Here is a 24,983-nt window from a genome sequence, read left to right as displayed (position 1 = left end):
CATTGAACTCTACAGGGGAAGTCAGGTGGTCAGGCGGGAAGAAACTTTATGAGGAGCAATTATGCATGGAAAAAGCGGGGTAAGTCACCAATAAACACGCGCCAGCGGTGTCCTCATGTCATATAAACAGGGTTGAAAAGCCACACGCTGGCCGGCGCGCCCGGCCGGCGCCAGCAGAAAAACGCGCAGCTTGCTATCATCGCGCCACTTTACCTAGAGGAACCACCATGACCTTCTCCATCTACTCCGCTTCGATCCCCGTCTTCAAACAGATCCTGGGCAGCCTGGCCGCCATCCTGGACAAGGCGGAAACGCACGCGCAAGACAAGAAAATCGACCCGAACGCCCTGCTGCAATTCCGCTTGTTCCCGGACATGCTGCCGTTTGTGCGCCAGATCCAGATCGCCACCGACTTCGCCAAGGGCTGCGGCGCGCGCCTGGCCGGCGTAGCCGTGCCTCCGTACGAAGACAGCGAACAGAGCTTTGCTGAACTGAAAGCGCGCATCGTGAAAACCATCGCTTTCCTGGACAGCCTGCCGCAAGCGGACATCGACGGCAGCGAAACGCGCGCCATCACCACCGGCAGCGGCGAAAAGACCAAGCACTTCACGGGCCAGACCTATCTGTTCCACTACGCACTGCCGCACTTCTTCTTCCACGCGACGACGGCGTACGACATCCTGCGCCATAACGGCATTGAAGTCGGCAAGAAAGATTTCATCGGCAGCTATTGATCGTTAGCGTCAACAGTACCGGGGTCAGACCCTCAATGCCGCTCCCACAAAGTCATCGCTGACATGTGAGGGGGTCTGACCCCAGCAGTTGCAGTTGGGTTAAATCAGGTATTCCTGCGCGGATACCCTTGCGCCAGTATCCTCACCCACACCACTTCCTTCTCTTCATCCGTCATCGACACCCAGTGGGCCACTTCCACCACGGTGCGGCCGCAGCCGCGGCAGATTTCATCGAACGTCGTCGAGCACACGGCCACGCAGGGCGTATCGGGACGCGGCGGCAATTCCTTGTCAGCCATCAGGATACTTTCGGCAAGCCAAGCTTTTCCCAGCCTTCGGCGCCCAGCGCTTCCAGGGTGGCGATATTCTTGTCGAAGATTTCCGACGCTTCCGGGAAGGCCTCGACGGCGCGCTCGATGCTGTCTTCGCGCAGCAGGTGCAGGGTCGGGTACGGCGAGCGGTTGGTGTAGTTGCTGATGTCGTCCTCGAACGTCTCGGCAAACTGGTAGTTCGGGTGGAAACTGGCCACTTGCAGTTCGCCGGCCAGGTGCATGTCTTCCACTGCCGCGTCGGCCACATCGAGGAACTCGTTGTAGTCGAGGAAATCGTTCAGGGTGTACGGGTGGATCAGCAAGGTTGTGTCGATCTGCTCGGGATCCGTGTCGGCCAGGGTTTGCAGCTCGTCCATCAGCATCGCCAGCAAATCTTCGGGATTGCTCGATTCGCATACCACATAGCGTATCTGCTTCTTGACGTGCACGGCCTTGGCGAACGGGCACAGATTCAGGCCGATCACGGCCTTTTCCAGCCAGGCAACGGTATTGGCGATGATGACGGCGTTGTCGTCGTCGTGGCACGGCGGGGTGTTCATATACTTGACTCTCTATCAATAAAGCGACCGGCGACTGAATGGCCAGCCAAAGCCAAATTGTACGCACTTTTGCGCAGCCTCATAACGGGCCCCATCCAGTCTTGCGCCATACCCCTGCCCATGTATGCTATAACAGCGGCCGAATCGCACATCTGGCAAATTAAATTTGTCATAATTGCATTATTAGTGACTGGAAACATCGCTATTGACGCCTATGTGCTGTCATCATGCTGACATAATTCTTGACTCCGGCATGTGGATATACGTACACTCGCAGCTTAATCATGGGTCTGTCCGATGTTTCTCCGACGACAACAATGGAACACTATGCACGAAAACTCCTTTAAATCTACCGTCCTGGCGGCGTTGGCCCTGGCGCTTGCGCCCGCCCTCAGCCAGGCGTACGAAGCCGGTGTTGAGAGCGATAACGCGCCAGTCGCCGCCACCACGCCCGCCCTGATCCCGATGACCGCCCAGGTCACGGCGAAACTCCCCACCCTCGACAACCGCCTGCAAAAGACCGATCGTCTGCTGAAAAACCTCAGCGACAATTCCGATCCGCTGCGCGAAGCCGACGTCTGGGGCCGCATCCGCAGCGGCTATGCGATTCCCGACATCAACAACCAGCTGGTAGCGAATCACGTCAACTGGTACGCCACCCGCCCCGACTACATCGCCCGCACCACGGCGCGCGCCTCGCGCTACATCTTCCACGTGGTGCAGGAACTGGAAAAACGCGGCATGCCGACGGAACTGGCCTTGCTGCCGTTCATCGAGTCCGCCTTCAACCCGCAAGCGTTCTCGAGCGCCAATGCGGCCGGCATGTGGCAATTCGTGCCCGCCACGGGACGCGATTTCAACCTCAAGCAAAACATGTTCAAGGACGAGCGCCGCGGCGTGCTGGCCTCGACCGATGCGGCCCTGACGTATCTGCAGCGCCTGTATGACATGTTTGGCGATTGGCAACTGGCCCTGGCCGCCTACAACTGGGGCGAAGGCTCGGTGCAGCGCGCCATCAAGAAAAACCAGGCGCTGGGCAAGCCCACCGACTTCGAAAGCCTGGCCGACCTGATGCCGGCCGAAACGCGCAACTACGTGCCGAAACTGCAAGCGGTGAAAAACATCATTGCCAATCCGGCCCAGTTCGGCCTGACCCTGCCCGTGGTCGACAACCAGCCCTACTTCACGGCCATCGACAAGACCAGCGACATCGACATCACTGTTGCCGCCCAGCTGGCCGAACTGTCGATGGATGAATTCAAGGCCTTGAATCCACAATTTAACCGCCCCGTCATCATCGGCGGCGAAAAGACCAAGATTCTGCTGCCGCAGGAAAACGCTGCCAAGTTCACCACCAACCTGGCGCAATGGGGCCATGCCTTGTCGAGCTGGACCACGCACAAGATCACCAATGCGCGCGAACGCATCGAAACGCTGGCGTCGAAATTCGGCACCACGGCCGACGTGCTGCGCCAGGCCAACAACATTCCCCAGCGCACGCGTTTGCGCGCCGGCTCCACCATCCTCGTGCCGAAGACCTCGGCCACGATGAACAACGACATCACCCAGGAAATCGCCGACAGCGCCACCATGCTGCTGGAAGCGGACCGTCCTGAACGGGTCGCCAAGGCCGTGCGCCGCGTCACCAAGGGCGGCAAGGTGCAAGCCGCGCCAATTTCCCTGGTGAAACCACGCATCCAGCGCGGCGGCGGTAACAGCCGAGCCAAGGCCCGTCACTGATCGCCTGATCTGTATAGAGTGACCTCACCGGCCGCCACAGCTTTGCTGTCGCGGCCGGTTGCACATCCGCCTTACCCGCCCACCTACCCAGACAGGAGTCGTCATGGCTTTCTTGCAAGGCAAAAAAATCCTCATCACGGGCTTGCTGTCGAACCGCTCCATCGCCTATGGCATCGCCAAGGCTTGCCACCGCGAGGGCGCCACCCTCGCCTTCACGTATGTGGGTGACCGCTTCAAGGAGCGCATCACGGAGTTTGCGGCGGAATTTGGCAGCGAACTGGTATTCGACTGCGACGTTTCCAGCGACGAACAGATCAGCGCCGTCTTCAGCGACCTGGCGCGCCACTGGGATCAATTGGACGGCCTGGTGCACGCCATCGGCTTTGCGCCGCGCGAAGCGATCGCCGGCGATTTCCTCGATGGCCTGTCGCGCGACAGTTTCCGCATCGCGCACGACATTTCCGCCTACAGTTTTCCCGCCATGGCCAAGGCCGCCCTGCCCCTGCTGCATCCGGGCGCGTCAGTCCTGACCCTGACCTACCTGGGCGCCGTGCGTGCCGTGCCCTACTACAACACCATGGGCCTGGCCAAGGCGTCGCTGGAAGCCTCCGTGCGCTACCTGGCCGAATCGCTGGGTCCGCGCGGCATCCGCGCCAACGGCATTTCCGCCGGCCCCATCAAGACCCTGGCCGCTTCCGGCATCAAGGATTTCAGTAAACTGCTGGGCTTTGTGGCCGAGCACGCCCCGCTGCGGCGCAATGTCACCATCGAAGAGGTCGGCAACACGGCCGCCTTTCTGCTGTCCGACCTGGCCTCCGGCATCACGGGCGAGATTACCTATGTCGATGGCGGCTTTTCGCAAGTGATGGCCGTCAATCCCGAAGTAGAGTGATGCGGTGATGGTCGATATATTTCGGTTGTCACTTGACAACCACAATATATCGACCTGCATTGGAGGTATCGCATGGCGCGCCCCTCACACCCCAAGAAAGAAATCGAAGCGGCGCTGCGCCATGCGGAAAGCCAGGGCTGGCGAGTGGAAATGGGCGGCAGCCATGCCTGGGGCAAGATGTCGCCCCTACAATGATGACGGCTGCCGCTGTGGAGAGGTTGCATCGCCTGCATCTGGAGCACGCCGAAAAACCCGGGCAACCACGCGCGGGCGATCCGCCGGGTGGTCGATAATTGCACTTTCAATAAACTGCTGCACGACTGCATGCGACGCAAATCCAGGGAATAACCATCATGGATTACATCTTTACTCTCAAGTACCGCCTGCCCGACCACGAACACGACCTCGACGCGCTGGCCGAGCGCCTGGGCGGCGGCGGTTGCGACGACGCCCTGGTCGGCACCGGGCAAGCGGGACGCCTGGCGCTGGAATTCACGCGCGAGGCCAGCAATGCCAACGCAGCGCTGCTCAGCGCCATGGCCGACGTCAAGGCCATCGTGCCCGATGCCGTGCTGGTCGAGGCTTCGCCCGACTTCGTGGGCCTGACCGATGTGGCGCAGGTGTTGCGCCTCTCGCGGCAAAACCTGCATAAGCTGATGAGCAAATACCGCCACAGCTTCCCCCTGCCCGTGCATGAAGGCAGCGCCACCATCTGGCACCTGGCCGACGTACTGGCGTGGCTGCACGCAAAGGGAACGTATCAGCTCGAGCACAGCCTGGTCGAACTGGCGCAGGTCACCCGGCAAATCAATCTGGCCAGGGAAACGCGACAGGCGCCGCTGCTGCCCGCCGACATCGTGGCCATGCTCACAAACGAGAGAAAACTACGTACTCCTACTGATTTCACATAGGAAACATGTTCAAAACGTGGTAGGACTTTCGTTTCTTCCCATTTAGCCCGTGCAAAACGGCGTCAAATACGGTATAGTGTCGTTGTGCGCTGCAATATGTTCCCTTGAAGCGATGGCAACACCGCAGTCATGCACTACAAACTTAGCAGCTTCGCAAGCCTTAGCGCATCCACAGGATGCCGCTTATAAAGCCCTCCCGCCTTGTGTGTCGCACCTGACACCGTCCCGGCGCAAAGCTTTTGTGCCGAAATTTCTTTCTAGTTGAGTCATTTCGTTTTGGTTGGCGTTGCTATTTTGCGTTCTGCTTTTTGCAAGAACGCTGATTTTTACGAAAGAAAAGAATGACATTTGAATCCTTAGGCCTGCATCCGTCCATCATCGCCGCTCTGACCGAATCGGGCTACACCGCGCCAACCGCGGTACAGTCGCAAGCGATTCCAGCCGCGATCGAAGGCCGTGACCTGCTGGTCTCGTCGCAGACCGGTTCGGGCAAGACCGCAGCTTTCATGCTGCCGTCGCTGCACAAACTGGCCAGCGCCGAACAAAGCGCCGCCGGCAAGACGCCAAACCAGGAAATGCAAGCATCGCGCGCCCGCGGCGAGCGCCCACGTTTCAAGGCTGCCCAGCCAAAAATGCTGGTGCTGACGCCAACGCGCGAACTGGCCCTGCAAGTAACCACCAACACCGACAAGTACAGCACCGGCATCCGCCGCATCAAGGCTGTGTCGATTCTGGGCGGCATGCCTTACCCTAAACAGATGCAATTGCTGGCCAAGAATCCCGAGATTCTGGTCGCGACCCCTGGCCGTCTGATCGACCACATGGACTCGGGCAAGATCGACTTCTCGCAACTGGAAATCCTGGTGCTGGACGAAGCCGACCGCATGCTGGACATGGGTTTCATCGACGACATCGAAAAAATCGTGGAAGCGACGCCAGAAGGCCGTCAAACCATGCTGTTCTCGGCAACGCTGGACGGCGTCGTTGGCAACATGGCGCGCCGCATCACGAAGAACCCGCTGGTCATCCAAGTGGCAAGCTCGAGCAACAAGCATGAAAACATCACCCAGCGCGTTCACTTCGTCGACGACCTGTCGCACAAGAATCGCCTGCTGGACCACCTGCTGCGCGACGAATCGCTGGACCAGGCTGTTGTGTTCACCGCCACCAAGCGTGACGCCGACACCATCGCCGACCGTCTGAACATCGCCGGTTTCTCGGCCGCCGCCTTGCACGGCGACATGCATCAGGGCGCGCGTAACCGCACCCTGGACGGCATGCGCCGCGGCCAGGTCAAAGTGCTGGTTGCCACCGACGTTGCCGCCCGCGGTATCGACGTGCCAACGATCACCCACGTGTTCAACTACGATCTGCCGAAGTTCCCGGAAGACTACGTCCACCGCATCGGCCGTACCGGCCGCGCTGGCCGCAACGGCCTGGCCATCTCGCTGGTGAACCACGCTGAAGGCATGAACGTCAAGCGCATCGAACGCTTCACCAAGCAATTGATCCCGGTCAATGTCATCGAAGGTTTCGAGCCGAAGAAAACGGCATCGGCACCACGTTCGAGCGCCCGTCCAGGCGGCTGGAAACCAGGCGACAACCGTGGCGGCGCCAAGCCAGGCCAACGCACGTTCAGCAAGCCAGGCGCACCACGCAAAGACGGCGCACCGAGCACCGGCGGCGGCTACAAGGGTTCCAACCCGCGCAGCACCGACGGCGCACGCCGCAGCTACGGCGACCGTTAATCACGGCGCCATGCCGCCAACAGCCGGCAAGCAATAAAAAACGGCCACCAGATCGCTCTGGTGGCCGTTTTTTCATGTCCGTCACACTTACTTCTTCGACACCTTCTGGCGCGACAGCTTGCGCAGCTTGGCCTGCTCGAAGCGCGCGTGCTGCTCCGGCGTCTCGAGCACCAGCGGCGGCACGGCCACCGGCTTGCGGTTGGCATCCACGGCCACCATCGTGAAGTAGCAGCTGTTGGCATGGCGCACCAGGCGCTGCTGGATGTTTTCCGTCACCACGCGAATACCCACTTCCATCGACGTCGTGCCCGTGTAATTGATCGAGGCGAGGAACGTCACCAGTTCGCCCACGTGGATAGGCTGCAGAAACATCACCTGGTCCACGGACAAGGTCACCACGTAGCTGCCCGAATAGCGGCTGGCGCAGGCGTACGCCACGCTGTCGAGGTATTTCAGGATGGTGCCGCCGTGCACGTTGCCGGAAAAGTTGGCCATATCGGGCGTCATCAAGACCGTCATCGTCAGTTCGTGGGCCGACCAGTTCATCGCGCTGTCCAAAGTGTTCTCCAAGGGGGAATAAAAGTGAGGGGAATGTGAAAACCGGCCCCAGGGGCCGGTTGGTGAGCCTTACAGGCCCAGGGTGTCGATATCGGCCAGCGACTCGCGGCCCTTGTCGGAAATGTCGTGGCCTTCGCCTTCGGCACGCGCCACGATGTGGGCTTTCTTGCCCAGGAAATACGCCACGTCCGTATCGAGCTTGGTCAGCGGATCGGTGGCGACAGCGCGCAAACCCATGATGCAGCGGCGCAGGAACAGCAGTTGTTGTGCTTTCTCGGTGATGGACAGACGGCCGTCGCGTGCATAGCTGAGCAGCTTCAGGCCGGACAGGCGCTTGGCATTGCGGGCAACGCAAGCACTGGGGCGCTCGGTCTTGATGCCGCGTGCAACTTGCTCCAGCGCGTCATATTCATCGGTTGTTAATTTCTCGTTCTTCATTACTTTTCCATAAAAGGCCAGGTGTTCGGCCCCCATGGTACGCGCCCCGCTGCGCATCGGCAACAGGCAACGTGAATCTACCGCCGCCAGCCATGCGGCCAGGCGGCGGAAACACGGGCGTGATGAGCGTTATTTGTAGCTGCGCAGCAGCAGCCATGCCAGGCCGCAACCAGCCACGGCGCCCGCCAGGGCCAGCGCCACGAGGTGTTTGCTGGTGATCACAGGCCGCCGGCCCAGGTAGATTTTGTTATGCAAGGAATTGCCCACGATGGTCTCCTGTACAAGAATTTTTATGATGTCTCATTATAAGAACAGAATCGTGACGGCCGCATGACACTCGACAGTTGGACCTTAATTTGTATCCACTCGGCAACATTTATGCGCATTTTTGTTGTTTAAATGGCGTGCCCCTGGCGAGGCTCGCGCCTCCCATTTCCGATTGGAAATAAACATGGCATCCGTCCGCCCACCGCAGGCCATGGCGCGGCGCCACGGTCCGAAGGCCAATCAATGCCCTTTCACGGGCGGCGGTGGCGGCGTTGGTTCCTCGACCGGTACAGGGTCGATGTGCGGCGGCTGTTCCGGCGGCGGCGTGAGGGGATCGCCTTCCGGCGGTGGCGGCATATCGGGTTCAGGCGTGCTGTGCGCACGCAACGGGGCAAGATGGAATTGTGGCTGCATGGTGGCCTCCTTTGCCCCACTGTAGCCGATACGGCCAAATCCTGGCGCCCGCCACTGGCACGCTGCGGGGAACTAAATGGCGTGGCGCCACTCCAACTTCGCAGGCATCCCTCCAGCACGAGTGCAAGCGATCTCCATGGCGCGCAAGAAAATCCTCTTTATGGCCGAGGCAGTGACTCTGGCCCATGTTGGCCGTCCCCTGAGTCTGGCCCAGGGCCTGGACGAGGAAGAATACGAGGTGCATTTTGCCTGCGCCGATGGGTATGACTTTTGTTTCAAGCAAGCCCCCTTCCGCCGCTGGCGCATCGACAGTATTTCATCGCTGCAATTTCTGCAGGCGCTGGCGCACGGCAAGCCCGTGTATACCGAAAGCACCCTGCACGCCTATGTGGAAGACGACCTGCGCCTGCTCAACACCGTCCAGCCCGATCTCGTGATCGGCGACTTCCGTTTGTCGCTATCGGTCAGCGCGCGCCTGCAGCGCATTCCCTACATGACCGTCAGCAATGCCTATTGGAGCCCCTGGGTGCGCCAGCACTATACGGTGCCCAGCCTGCCCCTGACGGGCGTGCTGCCCGTCTGGCTGGCCGATCCCCTGTTCCGCCTGATCCGCCCGCTGGCCTTCGCCTCGCACGCCGTGCCCCTGAACCGCGTGCGCCGCCGCCATGGCCTGCCATCCCTGGGCAGCGACCTGCGGCGCATCTATACGGATGCCGACCGCACCTTGTATGCGGATATTCCGCAACTGTTCCCGCCGCACGGCATGCCGTCCACGCACGACTATCTGGGTCCCATCATCTGGGCGCCGCCGCTCGACTTGCCAGACTGGTGGCAGCGCCCGGAACTGAGCAGCGGACGGCCCATTATCTATGTCACCCTGGGCAGTTCCGGTCAGGGAACATTGCTGCCGCGCGTGCTGCGCGCGCTGGCGCCCCTGCCCGTCACCGTATTGGCGGCCACGGCCGGCACCATCCGCGTCGACGCCGTGCCGCCGAATGCCTATGTCGCGCCCTTTCTGCCGGGCGACGCAGCTGCCCGGCGCGCCAGCCTGGTGATCTGCAACGGCGGCAGCCCCACCAGCCAGCAGGCGCTGGCAGCAGGCGTGCCCGTCATCGGCATCGCCGGCAACCTCGACCAATTCCTCAACATGCACGGCATCGTGGGTGCCGGCGCCGGCCTGCTGCTGCGCGCCGACCGCTTCCAGGAAACCACTCTGCGCCATGCCGCCACGCGCATGCTCGACGATGGCCGGGCCAAGCTGGCGGCGCGTCAGCTGGCCACGGCCATGCGCGACTATGTTCCAGGGCAACGCTTGCTGCCGCATATACACGTCCTGCTGGGTTCGTTGCCACAAGGCGGACAGCCTTGAAGGGCGGCGTCGGTTTTTCTTACAGCGTGTCTAGCAAAGCCTGCACAGCGTCAACAAAAGCACGCCAAGCCATTGATTTCAAAAGAACCTCATGCGTTGGCATGGAAGTCGCTAGGTACTGGCCATGAGCACCTGCCGACAGGTCTCAGGCAAGACTTCCAGACTCACTCAACCACGAGGTGAATACAATGAAACTCTCGAAACTGAAACTGCTCCCGGCCACAGCGGCACTGGCCCTGCTGTGCGCCGCCGGTAGCGCACAGGCGGGCGCCTACGGCTATTCGTACAACAACATCTTCGGCCTGGTGATCGCCGTGCCGACGGGCCAGATCACGGTAGCCAACAGCACCACCATCTCGCGCAGCACGGCCACCCTGAATGGCGTGAGCGTCATCAATGGCGGCGCCGGTTCGCTCGATGCCCCACGCGCCAACGTCGGCCCTGTCATCAAGGGCGAAAACGACTTCACGCAACAAGGCCCAGCAGGCAACTATTCACGCGGCGATGCGCAAATCGTCAGCACACAGTTCCCTTCGTTCCCCCCGGGCTCCACCTCCACCCAGGCAGTGAACGTGGCCGAAGCTCACCTTGACGGGCCTGCCGGCACGGCCGATGCGTCCGGGCGCAACGGCTCGACCACTGGCTTCTCGGTCGATTTCGTCGTCGGCTCGCCCACGGCAACCTTGAGCTTTGATTTCCTGGCGTCGCCCTTCATGCAGGTCTTCCTGCAAAGCACGGTCGGGCAGCTGTCCACCGCCACGGCCAACCTGGTCGTCACCTTCACCATCACGGACGCGGCCGGCCTGACGGTGTTCAACTGGACGCCAGACGGCGTGATCGGCTCGGGCATCTTCGGCGGCACTGAAAACGCCGACGGCGCCAACCTGAACACCAGTCTGGCGACCAACTTCCTGACGCGCGGCAACCTGTTCACCTACGACCCTTCCGGCTGCGGCACGCCCACGGGCACCGGCGTGGGGACGGCCTGCGGCAGCAACTTCAGCTCCGTCAGCAATGCTTTAACGGCCGGCAACTACACCTTGACCTTGAATGCAGTAGAAAGCGTGGACTTGGTGAAACAGGCGGCAACACCAGAACCAGGCACCTTGGCCTTGCTGGGCCTGGGCCTGGCTGGCCTGGGCTATGCCCGCCGCCGCAAAGTTGCCGCCTGAACCAGGCAACAGGGGGGATTTACAGGCGAGGGAGTCTCCTCGCCTTTTTTATGTGGCAAGCCTGTCGGTTTTCCTTACAACGCGGCCGACCAGGAGAAGAGGATTTTCATGACTACTTTTTTTTGTACCCGACTACCCATGGCCCTGCTGGCCTTGCTGTTGCTGGCCGGCAGCGGCACTGCCGGCGCCGCCGCCTACGGTTATTCCTACACCAGCGTCTTTGGCCTGGTCATCAGCAATCCCACCGGTTCCACCACCTTGATCAGCAACATCGACCTGTCGCGCACCACCGCCACGCTCAACGGCAGCAGCGTCATCAACGGCGGCAGCAATGAGATCGACGCGCCGCAAGCGACACGTGGCGCCGTCACCAAGGGACAAAATGATTTTACCCAGCAAGGCATGGGCAACGCCGCGTACGCGCGCGGCGAGGCGCAAATCATCAGCTCGCAAATCCCCCCGTTTCCACCGGGCTCGACCAGCACGCATACGGTGAATGCGGCGGAAACCTTCCTGACGGGCGGCGGCAGCGCCGACGCCTCGGGGCGCAACGGTTCCAGCACGGCCCTGGCCATCAATTTCGTCGTCGGCCAGCCGGGCGCGACCCTGGCCTTCGACTTCCGGGCCATGCCTTTCATGCAGCTGTACCTGGACGCCCTGGCCAGCACGGGCTCGGCGGCCACGACAAATATGGCGATGACGTTCAGCATCATCGATGACAATGGCCAGATCGTCTTCAACTGGGCGCCCGACGGCAGCCTCGGCTCCGGCATCCTGGGCGGCACCGAACTGGCCGATGCCGCCAACCTCAATGCGGGCTATGCGCAAACGCCGCTCACCAGCGGCAGCGTATTCACCTACGACCCCAGCGGCTGCGGCGCGCCCACGGGCAGCGGCACCGGAAAGACATGCGGCGGGCAATATGGCGCCGTCACGGACAACCTGGTGGCGGGCAACTACACCCTCGTGTTGAACATGCTGAACAGTTCCGAACTGGCCTACGTGCCTGGCGTTACGCCCGTGTCGCTGCCGGGCACCTTGCCGCTGCTGGCGGCTGGCCTGGCAGCGCTGGGTTGCATGGCGCCAAGGCGGCGTCTCTGAACCCGGCTGCGTGCCTTATGGCCCCGCCGTGGGCGCCACCAGCAAGTCTTGCAGCGGACGGCGCAGCGAGCGCGCACTGGCCGCCGGCCCCGCACCGATGCGCCCGAGGAACACGGCCCGCTCGACCGCCGTGACGCCCAGCACGGCCTGGCATTGCACGGCCAGCTCCTGCGCCATTTCCTGCATGCCATCAGTGCGCGAAAAGGTGCGCCTCTCGCGCACATAGCGGGCAAAGATCAGCGGCGTCAGTTCCGGCTGCAATTGCAAGCCCAGCTGCGTGGCCGTCAGCCAGAAGCGCTGCATGGCGCGGCCGGCCGCCACGTAATCGTCGATATGGCGCGGTGGCGCATCGGCCAGCAGCGCGAAATGCGCGGCGCAATACAGGCCAGGCAGCAAGTCCATCTGCAGCCGCGGGGCGATGGTGCCGCCCAGCCAGGTATTGAAAAAATCCACGCGGCGCCAGCTGTGCATGACCCAGCGCATCAGCCGCGCCGTCATCGCATCGACGCCGAGCGCCTGCTCCGGGATGCGGTCGCTGCTGAAGCGCGCCCCCCATTCGATCACGTCGCGGTGCACCTTGTGCGCTTCGGGCATGGTCAGGCGCAGCTTCGCATTATCGAACATCAGCCGCGCGCAGGCCAGGCGCGCGCGCGCGCCTTCGAACCACTGCACGCCGTAGCCGGGCGGCAAGCTGGCCGCCAGCGCCGCCTTTTCGCTGGCGCGCAGGCTGCGCGTGCTGAGCCGGCGCCGCTGCACGCTGCGCTGCGGCAAGAAGGCCGCCAGCGGATCGGGCTGCATGCCGGGGTTGTCGATCAGGTGCACATCGAAGGTGGGCAGGGTGTCGGGCATGGACAGGCGCCGGCGCGCCTCCATGCGCAAGCCGTGGCAGCTGGCCGCCAGCGCCATGCTTTCAAGCAAGGCGCCCAGCGACAGCTGGCTGGGATGGCCGTCGAGGTCGTACACGCAGTGGCTGCGCGTATCGAAACCATGTACGACGACGTGCCGCGGGTCCACGACTTCAAAGCGCCACGGCTGCGTATTGTCGCCGCTGGGCGCCCAGCGCGCCTGGTCGAGGATGTTTTCCAGCACGGGATCGTTCAACAGTGCTTGCGCCATTTATGCCCCCTGCGCGGCGCGGCGCCGCTTGATGATGGCCATCGTCAGGCGCTGCAGCGGATGACGGTTGCCGCCGGGACGCCATGTATGCACGAGCTTGTTACGGTAGGCGTCGAAATGCACGCCGTGCGGCGCCGCCATCACCTTGCCGCGTTTCAACAAAATTTTCAAGGCTTCCGTGGCGGCCGCGCCCGCGCACAGCTGGCAGCCCATGATGGTCGACGGCCCGCGCCGCTCCTTCAGGTTGATGGCGGACGGGTCGACCAAGTAGGGGCCGTGCAAGCCGGCCGGCGCCAGGCCGACGAGAAAGCGCAAGGCCTTCTCTTCTTCAGGCAAGTCGCCCCAGCCAAAATACTCTTCGAACGTCATGCCGCCCGGCATGAAGCTGAGCACGGCCGTGCCCATGCCCAGCGGCGCAGCCGTGATGGCGGGAATGCCCAGGCGGGCGCAAGCGGCGAAGGTGGCCTGACGGGCGGGAAAGGCGAAGAAATCCAGGCCGTCCACGTACAGGTCGACACCGGCAAAGAACTCGGCCAGGTTGCTGTCGTGTATGCCGTCGGGAAACTGCTTGATGTCCAGTTCGGGATTGATGTCGCGCGCCATCTGCGCCAGCACGGCCACCTTGGGCTGGCCCAGGGTGGAGAGCATGGCACCGGCCTGGCGGTTGAAGTTGGCAATGTCGAAGGTGTCGAAATCAGCGATGTGGAAAGCGCCGATACCCAGCCGCGCCAGGGTCAGCAAGTGCACACCGCCAACGCCGCCCATGCCGGCGATGGCCACGCGCTTGCCGCGTAAGCTGTTTTGCTCCGCCTGCGTGACCCAGCCCAGGTTGCGGGCAAATGCCGCGTGATAGGAAAAACCATCTGTCATGCTTACCTCTACTGTACGTCCGCTAAGGACCAAGAAGAGTTTGACAGATGGCCAGGCGAGAAGTTCCCGCTATGACGAAAACTTAGCGGGCCAGCCGGCGCTGGGCCGCTGGTGCCGGGCGCGGCGCTGCCGCCACTGCGCCGACCTTGAACACGCTGACGATCTGCGCCAGACCAGCCGCCTGCTCGTTCATCGCCTGGGCCGCCGCCGACGCCTGCTCGACGAGGGCCGAGTTTTGCTGCGTCATGTTGTCCATCTCGACGATGGCCTGGTTGATCTGTTCGATACCGGCGCTTTGCTCGGCGCTGGCCGAGGAAATCTCGGCCACGATATCGGTCACGTGCTGCACGCTGGAAACGACTTTTTCCATCGTCTCGCCCGCCAGCGCCACCAGTTTTTCACCGGCACCCACTTGCTCGGCGGAACTGTCGATCAATTGCTTGATCTCCTTGGCGGCCGCGGCCGAACGCTGCGCCAGGTTGCGCACTTCGGACGCTACCACGGCAAAGCCCCTGCCCTGTTCGCCCGCGCGCGCCGCTTCCACTGCCGCGTTCAGGGCCAAGATATTCGTCTGAAAAGCGATGCCGTCGATGACGGCGATGATGTCGCCGATCTTTTTCGACGAGGCATTGATGGCGCCCATGGTGTCGACCACCTGGCTCACCACGCCGCCCGCCTGCGTCGCCACTTGCGAGGCGGAAATGGCCAGCTGGTTGGCCTGGCGCGCATTGTCCGCATTCTGGCGCACGGTCGAGGTCATCTCTTCCATCGTCGACGCCGTTTCTTCCAGCGATCCCGCCTGCTGCTCCGTGCGTGCCGACAGGTCGTGGTTGCCCGAGGCGATCTCGCCCGACGCCGTGGAAATCGATTCCGCATCAGTGCGCACCTGGCTCACCAGATGGGCCAGGTTGTCGCGCATGGCCTTGATCGCCATCAGCAAACTGGACGTATCGCCGGGGCGCGTATCGATCTGCGTGGTCAGGTCGCCCTGGGCGATTTGCGCCACGATGGCCGCTGCATAGTCCGGTTCGCCACCGAGCTGGGCCAGGATGCGGCGCAGCATCAGGGCCGCCAGCGCGCCCACCACCAGCATCAACGCGCCGCCGATGGCCAGCAGCACGCCCGCCTGGGCCCAGAACTTGTGGTTGATGTCATCGATATACGTGCCCGTGCCGATCAGCCAGTCCCACGGCGCAAATTTCACCACGGCATACATCTTCGCCACCGGGTCAGGCACGCCGGGACGCGTACCGTCCGCCTGCACGAAGCCGATGCGGCTGGTAGCCAGGGCCGCGCGGTAGCGGTCGCCCGACTGCTTCATGTTCTTTTGCGGCACGCCGATGCGCGACGCATTCGGGTGCACGTACAGCAAGTCCGTGCTGAAGTCGCGCACAAAATAATACATCTCGTCCTTGGCAAAGCTGCCGATGGCCAGCTTGGCTTGCTGCTGGGCCTGCTCACGCGTGAGCTTGCCCGACTGTTCCAGCGCATACGCCTTTTCCACGGACGCGTTAGCCAGCTCGACCAGCACCGTCAATTGCTCGACCCTTTCCGCCATCATGGTCTGGCGCAGGGAATACAGGGAGAATGAAGCGATGAGAACGATGCCCAGCAAGGTGCTGAAACACAAGAGGAGAATGCGCGAACGGAGTGTCATGGGTGCCTGGAAATAAATAGAGAATTAATTGCCCAATGGAAATCTTTTCAGAAAAGCAAAACGGGCGGCGCTACCGGGCTGTGCCCGGCAGGCACCGCCCGCTGTAAGTCGTGTTGAGAAGGTCAGGCCAAGGCTTCCTTGGCCGCCTCTTCCGGCGTCAAGCCGTCGTAGAACTGGTCGGTAAACCACTCGACCTGCTCTTCGATGTGGTCCTGCGCCTGCGCCACGGTGGCGCCGCCAGCCACGAGGAAGCCTTCGACCTCGATACACCAGTTGATCAACTCCAGGGTTTCCGGATCGAGCTCTTCTTTCTTAGCCATCGTATTTCCTTGCTTGTTAAATTGCGATATCACATCAATAAGCGGCAGTTTAACAGCTTCGCCACGCTGCCGCCCATGCAGATCAAACACGAGGGTTACTTGGCTGCAACGTTTTTGCGTTCCGGATACAGCACCACCTGTACATAATTGTGCATGTCCAGGTAGCGTTGCGCCGCCAGCTTGACGGCTTGCGGCGTGATGGCGCGCACGCGCTGCTCGTAGCGCAGGATGTGCGCGGGGTCGCGCCCCTGCGTTACCGAACCCATCAACTGACTCATCCAGTAGCGGTTTTCCCGCAGCGACTTTTGCTGGCGCGTGATCCAGTTCAGCTTGACCTTTTCCAGGTCGGCCGCGGATGGCCCGTCCGTTTTCATCTTGTTGATTTCGGCAAAGGCGGCGGCGATCACCTTGTCCACGTTTTCGGGTCCCGTCGGCAAGTTCAAGGCCACCGAATAATGACCGTACGGATGCTGGCCCATCGAGGTTTCAAAGCCGCCGCCGTAGATCATGCTCATCTTTTCACGCAGCACTTCGATGACTTTCAGGTTCAGCACCTCGCCCAGTGCCTGCAAGGTGAGCTTTTGCTCGTCCGAATACGCCACGTCGCCATTGAAGGTGATGGAAATCGTGCTCTTGGGCTCGCTACCCATGTAGATATCCTTCTTGACGACGCCGGTTACCGGGCGCATGCCCACGTCGCGGTAGGCATGCGGCACGTCGCCCACGGGCAAGGTCCCCAGATAGCTGGCGATCAGCGGCTTGATCTTGTCGAGCTCGAAGCTGCCCGCAAAGATGAAGGTCATGTCGCGCGCGCTGGAAAAGCGCTGGCGGAAGATGTCCAGCGAGCGGTCCAGACCCACCTTGTCGAAGTCGGCCACGCGCGGCACGCCGTCGACGCGCGGATTGTCGCCAAACATGGCGTGCTGGATGGCGTCGTAAAACACGGCTTCCGGCTGCGCCATGCTGTTTTTCGCCAAGTCCTGCTGCTTGCCGATGAAGGACTGGTACAGGCCCGCATCCTTGCGCACGTCGTTGAAATACAAATACACCAGTTGCAGCATGGCTTCCACGTCGGCGCTGCTGGCCGAGCCGCCAAAGCCTTCGCTCAGCTCGCCCAGCGACGCGCCCACGTTGACCGTCTTGCCGGCCAACACTTTTTGCAAGTCCAGCGGCGCCAGGTCCTTCAAGCCCATGCTGCCGACCACGGCGCTGGCGTAGCGGGCGTTGTAGATGTCGGCGTCGCCAAACAGCGACTGGCCGCCGAAACGCGTCGAGCCCATCAGCACCTGGTCATTCTTGAAGTCCGTCGGTTTCAGCAGCACGCGCACGCCATTGCCCAGGGTCAGTTCCGTCACGCCGATGGCGCTGTTCAACTTTTCGGAAACGATGCTGCCGCCGGCCGGCGGGCCATCCATCAGCTTGCTGGCCAGGACTTTTTCCGTGCGCGGCTCAACCTTTTGCTGCTCGGCCTTCGCCACGGCGTCGAGCAATTGTTGCTGCGTCGGCACAGTCGAGGCCGCACCGCCCGCCTTCGGCTCGGCGCCCATGAAGACCACCAGTTTCTTTTGCTGGTCGGGAATCACCTTGGCCACCGTCTCGTTGATTTCCTGCAAGGTTACCTGCGGTAAGAGTTCCTGCGCGTACAGCAATTCATTGGCGATGCCGGGGATGGCGTCCTGCTCCAGGAAGTTGCGCGAATACTCGGCCACGAAACCGGCCGAATCGGACTTGTCGCGTTCGCTGTATGCGCGCTCGTAATTGCGCAGCATGTCCTTGCGCGCGCGGTCCAGCTCATCCTGGCTGAAACCGAAGCGGCGCGCCCGCTCGTCTTCCTGCACCAGCGCGTCGACGGCCGGCTGCACGCCGCCCTTGCCCAGCAAGGCATACGCGCTGAACGATTCATAGCCGCGCACCAGCTTGCCCATGCTGCTGCCGCCCTGGATGAACGGCGGATTGGCTTGCTGCGTCAATTCCTGCATGCGCGCGCTGAGCATTTGCCCGTACAGGTTTTCGATCATCTGGCGGCGATAGTCGGCAATGGTGACGGGCTCCTGCGCGGCGCGGATCGGGTAGCGGATGAAGACCGTGTCGTCTGGCGCTTCCTTGTCCGTGATCACCAACCCTTCCGTTTGCGAGCGCTGCGGCACTTCCGCATACAGACGCGGACGCGGTTTCGCGGGGTTTTTCAGCTTGCCGAAATGTTGCTGGATCAGCTTTTCAGCCTGTTTCGGCTCCACGTCGCCGACCACCATCACGGCCATCAGGTCGGGACGATACCAGTCTTTATAGAAACGCTTGATGGCTTCCGGCTTGAAGGTTTTCAGCACGGACTCCTTGCCGATCGGCATGCGTTCCGCATAGCGCGAACCGTTCAGCAGCTTCGGATATAAAACCTTGTTCATGCGGTCGCTGGCGCCCTTGCCCAGGCGCGCCTCTTCCAGCACGATGCCGCGCTCGCTGTTGATGTCGGCCGGATTGAATTTCAAGCCATGCGCCCAGTCTTCCAGCACGAGAAAACCTTTTTCCAGGTTTTCCTTCTTGTTCGTGGGAATCGGCAGCACGTACACGGTTTCATCGAAGCTCGTGTAGGCGTTCAAGTCGGCGCCGAACTTCACGCCGATCGATTGCAGATACGAAATGAGTTCATTGCGCTTGAAATGCGTGGAACCATTGAAGGCCATGTGTTCCGTGAAGTGGGCCAGGCCTTGCTGGTCGTCATCTTCCAGGATGGAACCGGCTTTCACCACCAGGCGCAATTCCACTTTCTGCGCAGGACGGGCATTTTTCTTGATGTAATAGGTCAAGCCGTTCGGCAATTTTCCGACGGTAACTTCTGGTGCCAGCGGCAAGGGATCGCTCAAACGAATTTCTGCTTGCGCCATGCAGGCGCACGCCAGCAAGACGGCGCCCGAGATCAGGCGTAATTTACTCAGCTTCATGTATTCTCAACGGTAAGATTCAGTAAGCGTACCTTACACTGAAATCCTGTTTCCGCCATTAAAAACAGCTTAGGAAAAACTGCTTTCCCCAGGCAACTTTGCCGAATAACAAACTCAGCAGTACCCTGCCCCTTTTTTTCAATTGTGCTAAAGTATTGCCGCCGGTCATGTGGACCGGCACAACAATACGTCTTCGGGGCGGGGTGCGATTCCCCACCGGCGGTAAGACCGGCAACGGTCGAGCCCGCGAGCGCTTTCCGATAAGGATTGGCATTAGTAACCGTCGCGAGCAAGCTCAATATCGGCTTGAGTAGCGCAACTGTACGAAGGTACAGTGAGCAACGCAAAGTCGAGAGTGGGCTGCGCAGCAGGTTAATAAGCCAATCCGAGGAAAGGTCAGCAGATCTGGTGTGACTCCAGAGCCGACGGTATAGTCCGGATGAAAGAAGATGTGCAGTAAACGCGATGTCCGCTCGACCTGTCGATGCGGCCGGCTGCGTCTATTCGCTTGCCCTGCAGCGTTTTTCGCCTATGCGAGGAGCGTTTCACCATGTTAGTCAACAGCTATACCCTGCTTTCCAACGACCTCGAAGGTCGCATCCAGTCCGCCCTGGCCGCCATGCGCGCCGGCATTCCCGTCATCCTGCTCGACGATTTCGACCGTGAAAACGAAGCCGACCTGATCCTGTCTGCCGAAAAACTCACGCACGAAACCATGGCCTTGCTGATCCGCGAATGCAGCGGCATCGTCTGCCTGTGCCTGCCGACGGACGTCGTCAGCGCGCTGGAATTGCCGCCCATGTCGTCCGACAACGGCAGCCGCTACGGCACGCCGTTCACCGTCTCCATCGAGGCGCGCGACGGCGTCACGACGGGCGTGTCGGCCGCCGACCGCGTGACCACCATCCGCGCCGCCATCGCGCCGAACGCCAAGCCCGCCGACCTGGTGCGCCCCGGCCACGTGTTCCCCCTGCGCGCCGCGCCCGGTGGCGTGCTCGAGCGCCGCGGCCATACGGAAGGTTCCGTCGACCTGTCGCGCATGGCGGGCCTGAACCCGGCTGCCGTGCTGTGCGAGCTGATGAATCCGGACGGCACCATGATGCGCGGCGACGATATCGAACGCTTCGCCGAACTGCATGGCATGCCGATCCTCACCATCGAAGAACTGGTGGAGTGGCGCAGCACGCGCGAGCAATAAACTCTCAGGCGGCCACGGCCTTCGGCAAATGTACATGCTTGTACACGAGGCCCGCCGCCAGGCCATACGCGACGGCAATCGTCGCGTAGGCCAGCGGCAAGCGCAGCGACCAGTCCTGCACCATGTGCAGGATGCTGCCGATCAGGGCCACGCCCACCAGGGCGCCGATTTGCCGGTTGGCATTCAGGGCCGCCGCCGCGCTGTTCGCATGCTGCTTGCCGGCCACCCGCATCACGGTGGCCGTCATGGCGGGAATGGCGATGCCGATGGCCACGTTCATGACGGCCGTGCCCAAGGCCAGCAATGCGTACGGCGTACCCGGGCGCAAGCCCATCAGCAACAAGGCCATGACAGCCCCCACCAGCAAGCCGGCCAGCATGGGCAGACGCGTGCCATGACGGGCCGCAATATTCCCCGCTAGAAAATTACCCACCGTATAGGCCGCCATCATGGGCAGCAGGCGCAAGCCCGACTGCAAGGCGTCGGCGCCGCCCGACTGCTGCAGGAACAGGCTCAATAAGAACAGCTGGCCGAAGACGCAGAAATTGATCAGGAAACCCACGCCATTGGCCGCGCCAAAGCTACTGCTGTGAAACAGTGCGCGCGGCAACAGCGGATGGCTGCCGCTGCGCTCGCGACGCAGCAATTGCCCGCCCGACAGCACCGTCAATGCGACCGCCGCCAGCACGCTGGGCGACAGCCAGCCCAGCACGGGGCCTTCGATCAGCACGAAACTGAGGCCCGCCAGCGCCGCCACGCCCAGCGCATGGCTGAGTAGCGACAGATCACGCGGCTGGCGGGCAGGCGCGGCCAGCAGCAGCTGCGCCATGACGATGGCCAGCAGCCCCAGCGGCACGTTGACCCAGAACACGCTGCGCCAGCCGAACTGGTGCACGAGAATGCCGCCGATCAATGGACCGGACGCGCCAGCCACGCCCACCAGCGCCGACCAGGCGCCCAGCATGCGCGTGCGCTCGCGCTCGTCGTCAAAGCTGTGCGTCAGCAGGCTGAGCGAACTGGGCATGAACAGGGCCGCGCCCGCGCCCTGCAGCAGGCGCGCCGCTGTCAGGAAGTGGCCATCGGGCGCGGCGCCGCACAGGATCGAGCCGAGCAGGAAAACGCCCAGGCCGCCCTGGTACACGGCTTTCGGTCCGTAGCGGTCGGCCAGCGCGCCGCCGGCCAGCAGCAAGGCGGCAAACGTCAGGGTATAGCCGTCGACCACCCAGACCAGGCCCGCCAGCGGTATGGCCAGGTCCAGCGCGATATCGGACAAGGCCACGTTGACGGCCGTGACGTCGATCATCGCCATGACGAAACCGAACGCCAGGGTCAGCAGGATCAAGCCGTTGGCGCGGCGCGGTGTGGGGGCAGACATGATATTTCCTTGCAGTGACAGCGGGGCAGCCATTATGCGAGCGCTGCATGATGCAGTAAACAAGCATAATATCGGCACCTTGATGCAAAAATGCATCAGCAGAAGAAAAGGGCAACGCAATGGATTGGGATAACGCGCGCATCTTTCTCGCCATCGGCCGGGCCGGCACCCTGCGCGGCGCCGCGGCCCTGCTGCGCATCGACCAGGCCACCTGCGGGCGCCGCCTGGCCGCGCTGGAAAGCTCGCTGGGCGCCACCCTGTTCCTGCGCACGCCGTCGGGCTACGTGCCCACGCCGGCCGGCGAACTGGCGCTCACGGCCGCCGAAGCGATGGAGCGGGCGGCCGACAAGCTGCAGCGCGAGATGCAGGGTGTCGACAACCGTTTAAGCGGCCTGGTGCGCGTGGCCACCACGGACACCATGGCCAGCCATTTCGTCATCCGCGCCATGCAGCAGCTGCACGCGGCCCACCCGGACATTCGCATCGTGCTCAACGTGGCGCCCGCGCTGGCCAGCCTGACGCGGCGCGAAGCGGACCTGGCCGTGCGCGGCGTGCGCCCCACCGACCCGGACCTGATCTCGCGCCACCTCGTCAAGCGCAGCCTGGGCCTGTACGCGTCGAAAAGCTACCTGGCCGAACGGGGCGAGCCCGTGCGCGGCACGGCGCTGGCAGGGCACGACATCGTCATCTACCACCATTCCGTGACGCCGCGCCATGGCGAGAAAATCGCCGGCGAATCCGTCGCCAACGCCCGGGTCGCCATGGAAGTGAACTCGGCGGCGATGTTGCAGGAAGCCACGCGCGCGGGCCTGGGCGTGGCCGAACTGGCCACCCATTTGGGCGACATCGACCCGCAGCTCGTGCGCATCTGGCCCGAGCGGGCGGAAACATATGACGTGTGGCTGGTCATGCATGCGGACCTGAACCGCTCGGCCCGCGTGCGGGCGGCGGCCGACGCGATTATCCACAGCGTCGCCAGCGTGGCCAGCCAATAAAGGGCCTGCCGTGCACGGCTGCAGAATCGCTTGTATCGAACGCATCCAATGTTAAGATGCCATGATGACCCTATCCGTCTCCCTCATCATCAGCCTGCGCCGCCTGCACCGCGCCACCATGGCCTGGCTGGTCAGCTGGTGGCGCATGCTGCATTTCGCCATCCTCGTGTTTTCTCTGGCCCTGTCGCCGTCGAGCTATAACCGCGACAACCGCCCCATCCTCGCGCACCGCCTCGTGACGAACACGGCGCCCAATCTCGTGTGGTTCAGCGTCGCCTGCGCGCTCGTCAGCCTGGTGCTGATACGTATCGTCGTCGTCAGCGCGCAAAGCTACGGCCTGTCGCGCTATGCGCTGGAAATGGTGGTGCGCGTGCTGGTGCTGGAACTGATACCGCTGACGGCCGCCCTGTTCGTCGCGCTGCGCCTGACCTTGCCCGACGGCATTGCGTTCGCGCAAATGCGCTCGTCCGGCATGCTCGACAAGATGCAGCGCCAGGGCGTCGACCTGCTGCGCCGCGAATACTTTCCGCGCGTCATGTCGGGCATCTTCGCCGTGTGGATGCTGGCCATCGTCAGCTGCGTCACGTCGCTGGTCCTCGCCTACATCACCATCTACGGTTTTACGCCGTGGGCGCTGCAAGGCTACACGCGCGTGGTGGGGCAGATATTCAATCCGGCTGTGGCGCTGATCCTGATGCTCAAAGTCATCTTCTTCAGCTTTGCCGTGGCCCTGATCCCGCTGGCCTCGTCCTACTATCCGGAAGAGCCGCACGGCCGGCGCAACCGACTGTGGGCCGCACACGGCCTGTCCGAAATGCTGCGCCTGTTTTCCGTCATCCTGCTGGTCGAAGTGGCTTCGCTGATGGGCAATTACTACTGATGCCCGCCACCGCCCAGCTAACCTTGAACCACCCATACCAGAGCCAGAAGCCATGAGCCAACCTCAAAATCCCGACCAGACCGACGTCACGGCGCCCGACGCTGTGCTGCCCGCCCCGCCGCCCGTGCGCCACGCCGAACTGAAGGCGGCCATCCTGCTCGTCTTCATGTTCGTGCTGGTGGTCGGCTCCGTCGTCTACCTGATGTATGCGCGCGGCGCCTTCGAAGCCACGCAAACCCTGGTGCTGACGGCCGACGATTCGGACGGCGTCGGCGTGGGCGCCGACCTGACCTTTTCCGGCTTTCCCATCGGCCGCGTGCAGCGCATCGAGCTGGCGCCGGACGGCCGCGCGCGCGTCATCATCGACGTGCCGCGAAAAGACGCGCACTGGCTGCGCACCAGCTCCATCTTCACCCTGGAACGGGGCATCGTCGGTGGCGCCAAGCTGCGCGCCTACAGCGGCATCCTGACGGACCCGCCGCTGCCCGACGACGCCACGCGCGACTTGCTGGTGGGCGACATGGCGGCGGAAATCCCCCGCCTGCTGGCCGCCGCCAAGGACTTGCTGAACAACCTGGGCAACTTGACGGGCACCGATTCCGCGCTCGACGGCACCATGCGCAACGTGCAGGCCGTCACCGGTAAACTCAGCGGTCCGGGCGGCGCCATGGGCTTGCTGACGGGCGACGACAAGCAGTCGCGCCTGCTGATCGAACGGGCCAACGCCCTGCTGATCACGGCGGACCAGCTGGCGCGCCGCACGGACGGCCTGGTAGCCAATGCCGACACGCGCGTCTTTGGCGAAAAAGGCGTGATGACGGATGCGCAGGCGACCATCGTGCAGCTGAACGCCCTGCTGGCCGACACGCGCAACAGCCTGAAAAAAGTCGACGCCGTGCTGGTCGAGGCGCAAGCCGTGGGCGCCAACGCCAAGGCGGCAACGGCCGACCTGGGCCCGCTGCGCGCCGACGTGGAAAGCAATCTGCGCAAGGTCGAGCAGCTGGTCAATGAAATCAACCGCAAATGGCCGTTCAAGCGCAATCCGGAGATCAAACTGCCATGAAAATGTCCCGCCCCGCCATCGCCGCCCTGGCCGCATTGTTGTGCACCGCGCTCGCCGCCTGCTCCAGCGGCCCGCCCGTGCCGGACTGGAAAATGAATGCGCAAAGTTCCGTCGAACGGTTCCAATCGGCCTACCTGGGCGGCAACGCCCTCGTCGAGCAGACGGAATTCCGGCGCGCCCGCAGCCAAGTGGCCGGCACGGGCAAGCTCGAACTCGTGGCGCGCATCGAACTGCTGCGCTGCGCCGCGCGCGTGGCCAGTCTGGCCTTCGAGGACTGCGCCGGCTTTGACGCCCTGCAGGCCGACGCGACAGCCGCCGACCGCGCGTATGCGGCCTACCTGGCCGGCAAGGCGCA

24 protein-coding genes, 2 pseudogenes and 1 riboswitch are annotated in these 24,983 nt (G+C 62.8%); of the genes and pseudogenes, 14 read left to right on the top strand and 12 right to left on the bottom strand.

Annotated features, from left to right (window positions below; translation table 11 throughout):
• Window positions 1–227: 227 nt before the first annotated feature.
• Window positions 228–734, top strand: coding sequence for a DUF1993 domain-containing protein (locus tag VM94_RS13590; RefSeq protein WP_034749677.1), 507 nt, complete (start codon window positions 228–230; stop codon window positions 732–734).
• Window positions 735–838: 104 nt separating this feature from the next.
• On the opposite strand, the gene VM94_RS13585 is transcribed toward VM94_RS13590, so the two are convergent.
• Both VM94_RS13585 and VM94_RS13580 read right to left on the bottom strand, forming a co-directional pair.
• Complete coding sequence (locus tag VM94_RS13585) at window positions 839–1,033, bottom strand: DUF1289 domain-containing protein (protein ID WP_034749680.1); 195 nt, start codon at window positions 1,031–1,033, stop codon at window positions 839–841.
• A complete protein-coding gene (locus VM94_RS13580; RefSeq protein ID WP_046683958.1) occupies window positions 1,033–1,605 on the bottom strand; it encodes a DUF1415 domain-containing protein in 573 nt (190 codons plus the stop codon). Before VM94_RS13580 ends, VM94_RS13585 begins: the two co-directional genes overlap by 1 nt.
• 327 nt (window positions 1,606–1,932) lie before the next feature.
• Between VM94_RS13580 and VM94_RS13575 the strand changes: the two genes are divergently transcribed.
• From VM94_RS13575 to VM94_RS13555, 5 genes and pseudogenes are all read left to right on the top strand, one after another.
• Entirely contained in the window at window positions 1,933–3,345 is a 1,413-nt protein-coding gene (locus VM94_RS13575; RefSeq protein ID WP_046683957.1) for a transglycosylase SLT domain-containing protein, read from the top strand.
• Window positions 3,346–3,448: 103 nt separating this feature from the next.
• A complete protein-coding gene (gene fabI, locus VM94_RS13570) occupies window positions 3,449–4,237 on the top strand; it encodes an enoyl-ACP reductase FabI (protein ID WP_046683956.1) in 789 nt (262 codons plus the stop codon).
• Between the two features lie 72 nt (window positions 4,238–4,309).
• Window positions 4,310–4,585: pseudogene (locus VM94_RS13565) on the top strand (hypothetical protein).
• A 5-nt stretch (window positions 4,586–4,590) separates the two neighbouring features.
• A complete protein-coding gene (locus tag VM94_RS13560; RefSeq protein WP_046683955.1) occupies window positions 4,591–5,148 on the top strand; it encodes a helix-turn-helix transcriptional regulator in 558 nt (185 codons plus the stop codon).
• A 341-nt stretch (window positions 5,149–5,489) separates the two neighbouring features.
• Window positions 5,490–6,896, top strand: coding sequence for a DEAD/DEAH box helicase (locus VM94_RS13555; protein WP_035820280.1), 1,407 nt, complete (start codon window positions 5,490–5,492; stop codon window positions 6,894–6,896).
• Window positions 6,897–6,983: 87 nt separating this feature from the next.
• Here the strand turns inward: VM94_RS13555 and VM94_RS13550 are convergent, their stop codons facing one another.
• The 4 genes from VM94_RS13550 to VM94_RS28725 form a co-directional block, all read right to left on the bottom strand.
• Window positions 6,984–7,442, bottom strand: coding sequence for an acyl-CoA thioesterase (locus VM94_RS13550; RefSeq protein ID WP_034750191.1), 459 nt, complete (start codon window positions 7,440–7,442; stop codon window positions 6,984–6,986).
• A gap of 81 nt (window positions 7,443–7,523) precedes the next feature.
• Window positions 7,524–7,892, bottom strand: coding sequence for a hypothetical protein (locus VM94_RS13545; RefSeq protein WP_034749696.1), 369 nt, complete (start codon window positions 7,890–7,892; stop codon window positions 7,524–7,526).
• A gap of 129 nt (window positions 7,893–8,021) precedes the next feature.
• Window positions 8,022–8,159: a hypothetical protein gene (locus VM94_RS28730; protein WP_162995739.1), complete on the bottom strand. Its 138-nt coding sequence runs from the start codon at window positions 8,157–8,159 to the stop codon at window positions 8,022–8,024.
• 240 nt (window positions 8,160–8,399) lie between these two features.
• Window positions 8,400–8,573, bottom strand: coding sequence for a hypothetical protein (locus VM94_RS28725; RefSeq protein ID WP_185982126.1), 174 nt, complete (start codon window positions 8,571–8,573; stop codon window positions 8,400–8,402).
• A 136-nt stretch (window positions 8,574–8,709) separates the two neighbouring features.
• Here VM94_RS28725 and VM94_RS13540 point away from each other — a divergent pair, with 136 nt between their 5' ends.
• From VM94_RS13540 to VM94_RS13530, 3 genes are all read left to right on the top strand, one after another.
• Complete coding sequence (locus VM94_RS13540) at window positions 8,710–9,942, top strand: glycosyltransferase (RefSeq protein ID WP_046683954.1); 1,233 nt, start codon at window positions 8,710–8,712, stop codon at window positions 9,940–9,942.
• 188 nt (window positions 9,943–10,130) lie between these two features.
• Complete coding sequence (locus VM94_RS13535; protein WP_046683953.1) at window positions 10,131–11,114, top strand: EDSAP-1 family PEP-CTERM protein; 984 nt, start codon at window positions 10,131–10,133, stop codon at window positions 11,112–11,114.
• 108 nt (window positions 11,115–11,222) lie between these two features.
• On the top strand, window positions 11,223–12,215 hold the full coding sequence (locus VM94_RS13530) for an EDSAP-1 family PEP-CTERM protein (protein ID WP_082127706.1): 993 nt from the start codon (window positions 11,223–11,225) through the stop codon (window positions 12,213–12,215).
• A 15-nt stretch (window positions 12,216–12,230) separates the two neighbouring features.
• On the opposite strand, the gene VM94_RS13525 is transcribed toward VM94_RS13530, so the two are convergent.
• From VM94_RS13525 to VM94_RS13505, 5 genes are all read right to left on the bottom strand, one after another.
• Window positions 12,231–13,331 (bottom strand): nitroreductase family protein, encoded by a 1,101-nt coding sequence (locus VM94_RS13525; protein WP_046683951.1) that lies wholly within the window; start codon window positions 13,329–13,331, stop codon window positions 12,231–12,233.
• Window positions 13,332–14,201 (bottom strand): ThiF family adenylyltransferase, encoded by an 870-nt coding sequence (locus VM94_RS13520; protein ID WP_046683950.1) that lies wholly within the window; start codon window positions 14,199–14,201, stop codon window positions 13,332–13,334.
• Window positions 14,202–14,283: 82 nt separating this feature from the next.
• The gene (locus tag VM94_RS13515; protein WP_046683949.1) at window positions 14,284–15,858 is read right to left on the bottom strand and encodes a methyl-accepting chemotaxis protein; all 1,575 of its coding nucleotides are present in this window, start codon (window positions 15,856–15,858) and stop codon (window positions 14,284–14,286) included.
• Between the two features lie 122 nt (window positions 15,859–15,980).
• Window positions 15,981–16,178 carry a hypothetical protein gene (locus VM94_RS13510; RefSeq protein ID WP_010399555.1) on the bottom strand — a complete coding sequence of 66 codons (198 nt, stop codon included), beginning with the start codon at window positions 16,176–16,178 and terminating at the stop codon, window positions 15,981–15,983.
• Window positions 16,179–16,273: 95 nt separating this feature from the next.
• On the bottom strand, window positions 16,274–19,117 hold the full coding sequence (locus VM94_RS13505) for a M16 family metallopeptidase (protein WP_046683948.1): 2,844 nt from the start codon (window positions 19,115–19,117) through the stop codon (window positions 16,274–16,276).
• Between the two features lie 185 nt (window positions 19,118–19,302).
• Window positions 19,303–19,572: riboswitch (FMN riboswitch) on the top strand.
• Between the two features lie 95 nt (window positions 19,573–19,667).
• On the opposite strand from VM94_RS13505, the gene ribB reads away from it, so the two are divergent.
• Window positions 19,668–20,315 carry a 3,4-dihydroxy-2-butanone-4-phosphate synthase gene (ribB, locus tag VM94_RS13500; RefSeq protein WP_046683947.1) on the top strand — a complete coding sequence of 216 codons (648 nt, stop codon included), beginning with the start codon at window positions 19,668–19,670 and terminating at the stop codon, window positions 20,313–20,315.
• 4 nt (window positions 20,316–20,319) lie between these two features.
• Here ribB and VM94_RS13495 read toward each other — a convergent pair whose 3' ends face one another.
• Window positions 20,320–21,690, bottom strand: coding sequence for an MFS transporter (locus tag VM94_RS13495; RefSeq protein WP_082127705.1), 1,371 nt, complete (start codon window positions 21,688–21,690; stop codon window positions 20,320–20,322).
• A gap of 119 nt (window positions 21,691–21,809) precedes the next feature.
• On the opposite strand from VM94_RS13495, the gene VM94_RS13490 reads away from it, so the two are divergent.
• The 4 genes and pseudogenes from VM94_RS13490 to VM94_RS29010 form a co-directional block, all read left to right on the top strand.
• Entirely contained in the window at window positions 21,810–22,685 is an 876-nt protein-coding gene (locus VM94_RS13490; protein ID WP_046683946.1) for a LysR family transcriptional regulator, read from the top strand.
• 64 nt (window positions 22,686–22,749) lie between these two features.
• The gene (locus VM94_RS13485; protein WP_046684585.1) at window positions 22,750–23,565 is read left to right on the top strand and encodes an MlaE family ABC transporter permease; all 816 of its coding nucleotides are present in this window, start codon (window positions 22,750–22,752) and stop codon (window positions 23,563–23,565) included.
• Window positions 23,566–23,617: 52 nt separating this feature from the next.
• Complete coding sequence (locus VM94_RS13480) at window positions 23,618–24,628, top strand: MlaD family protein (protein ID WP_046683945.1); 1,011 nt, start codon at window positions 23,618–23,620, stop codon at window positions 24,626–24,628.
• Window positions 24,625–24,983, top strand: a pseudogene (locus tag VM94_RS29010) (hypothetical protein); the annotation flags it as partial. The gene VM94_RS13480 and the pseudogene VM94_RS29010, both read left to right, overlap by 4 nt.

Source organism: Janthinobacterium sp. KBS0711 (assembly GCF_000988085.1).
Taxonomy (GTDB): Bacteria; Pseudomonadota; Gammaproteobacteria; order Burkholderiales; family Burkholderiaceae_D; genus Janthinobacterium; species Janthinobacterium lividum_E.
This window is presented reverse-complemented; position numbering and strand designations above follow the sequence as displayed.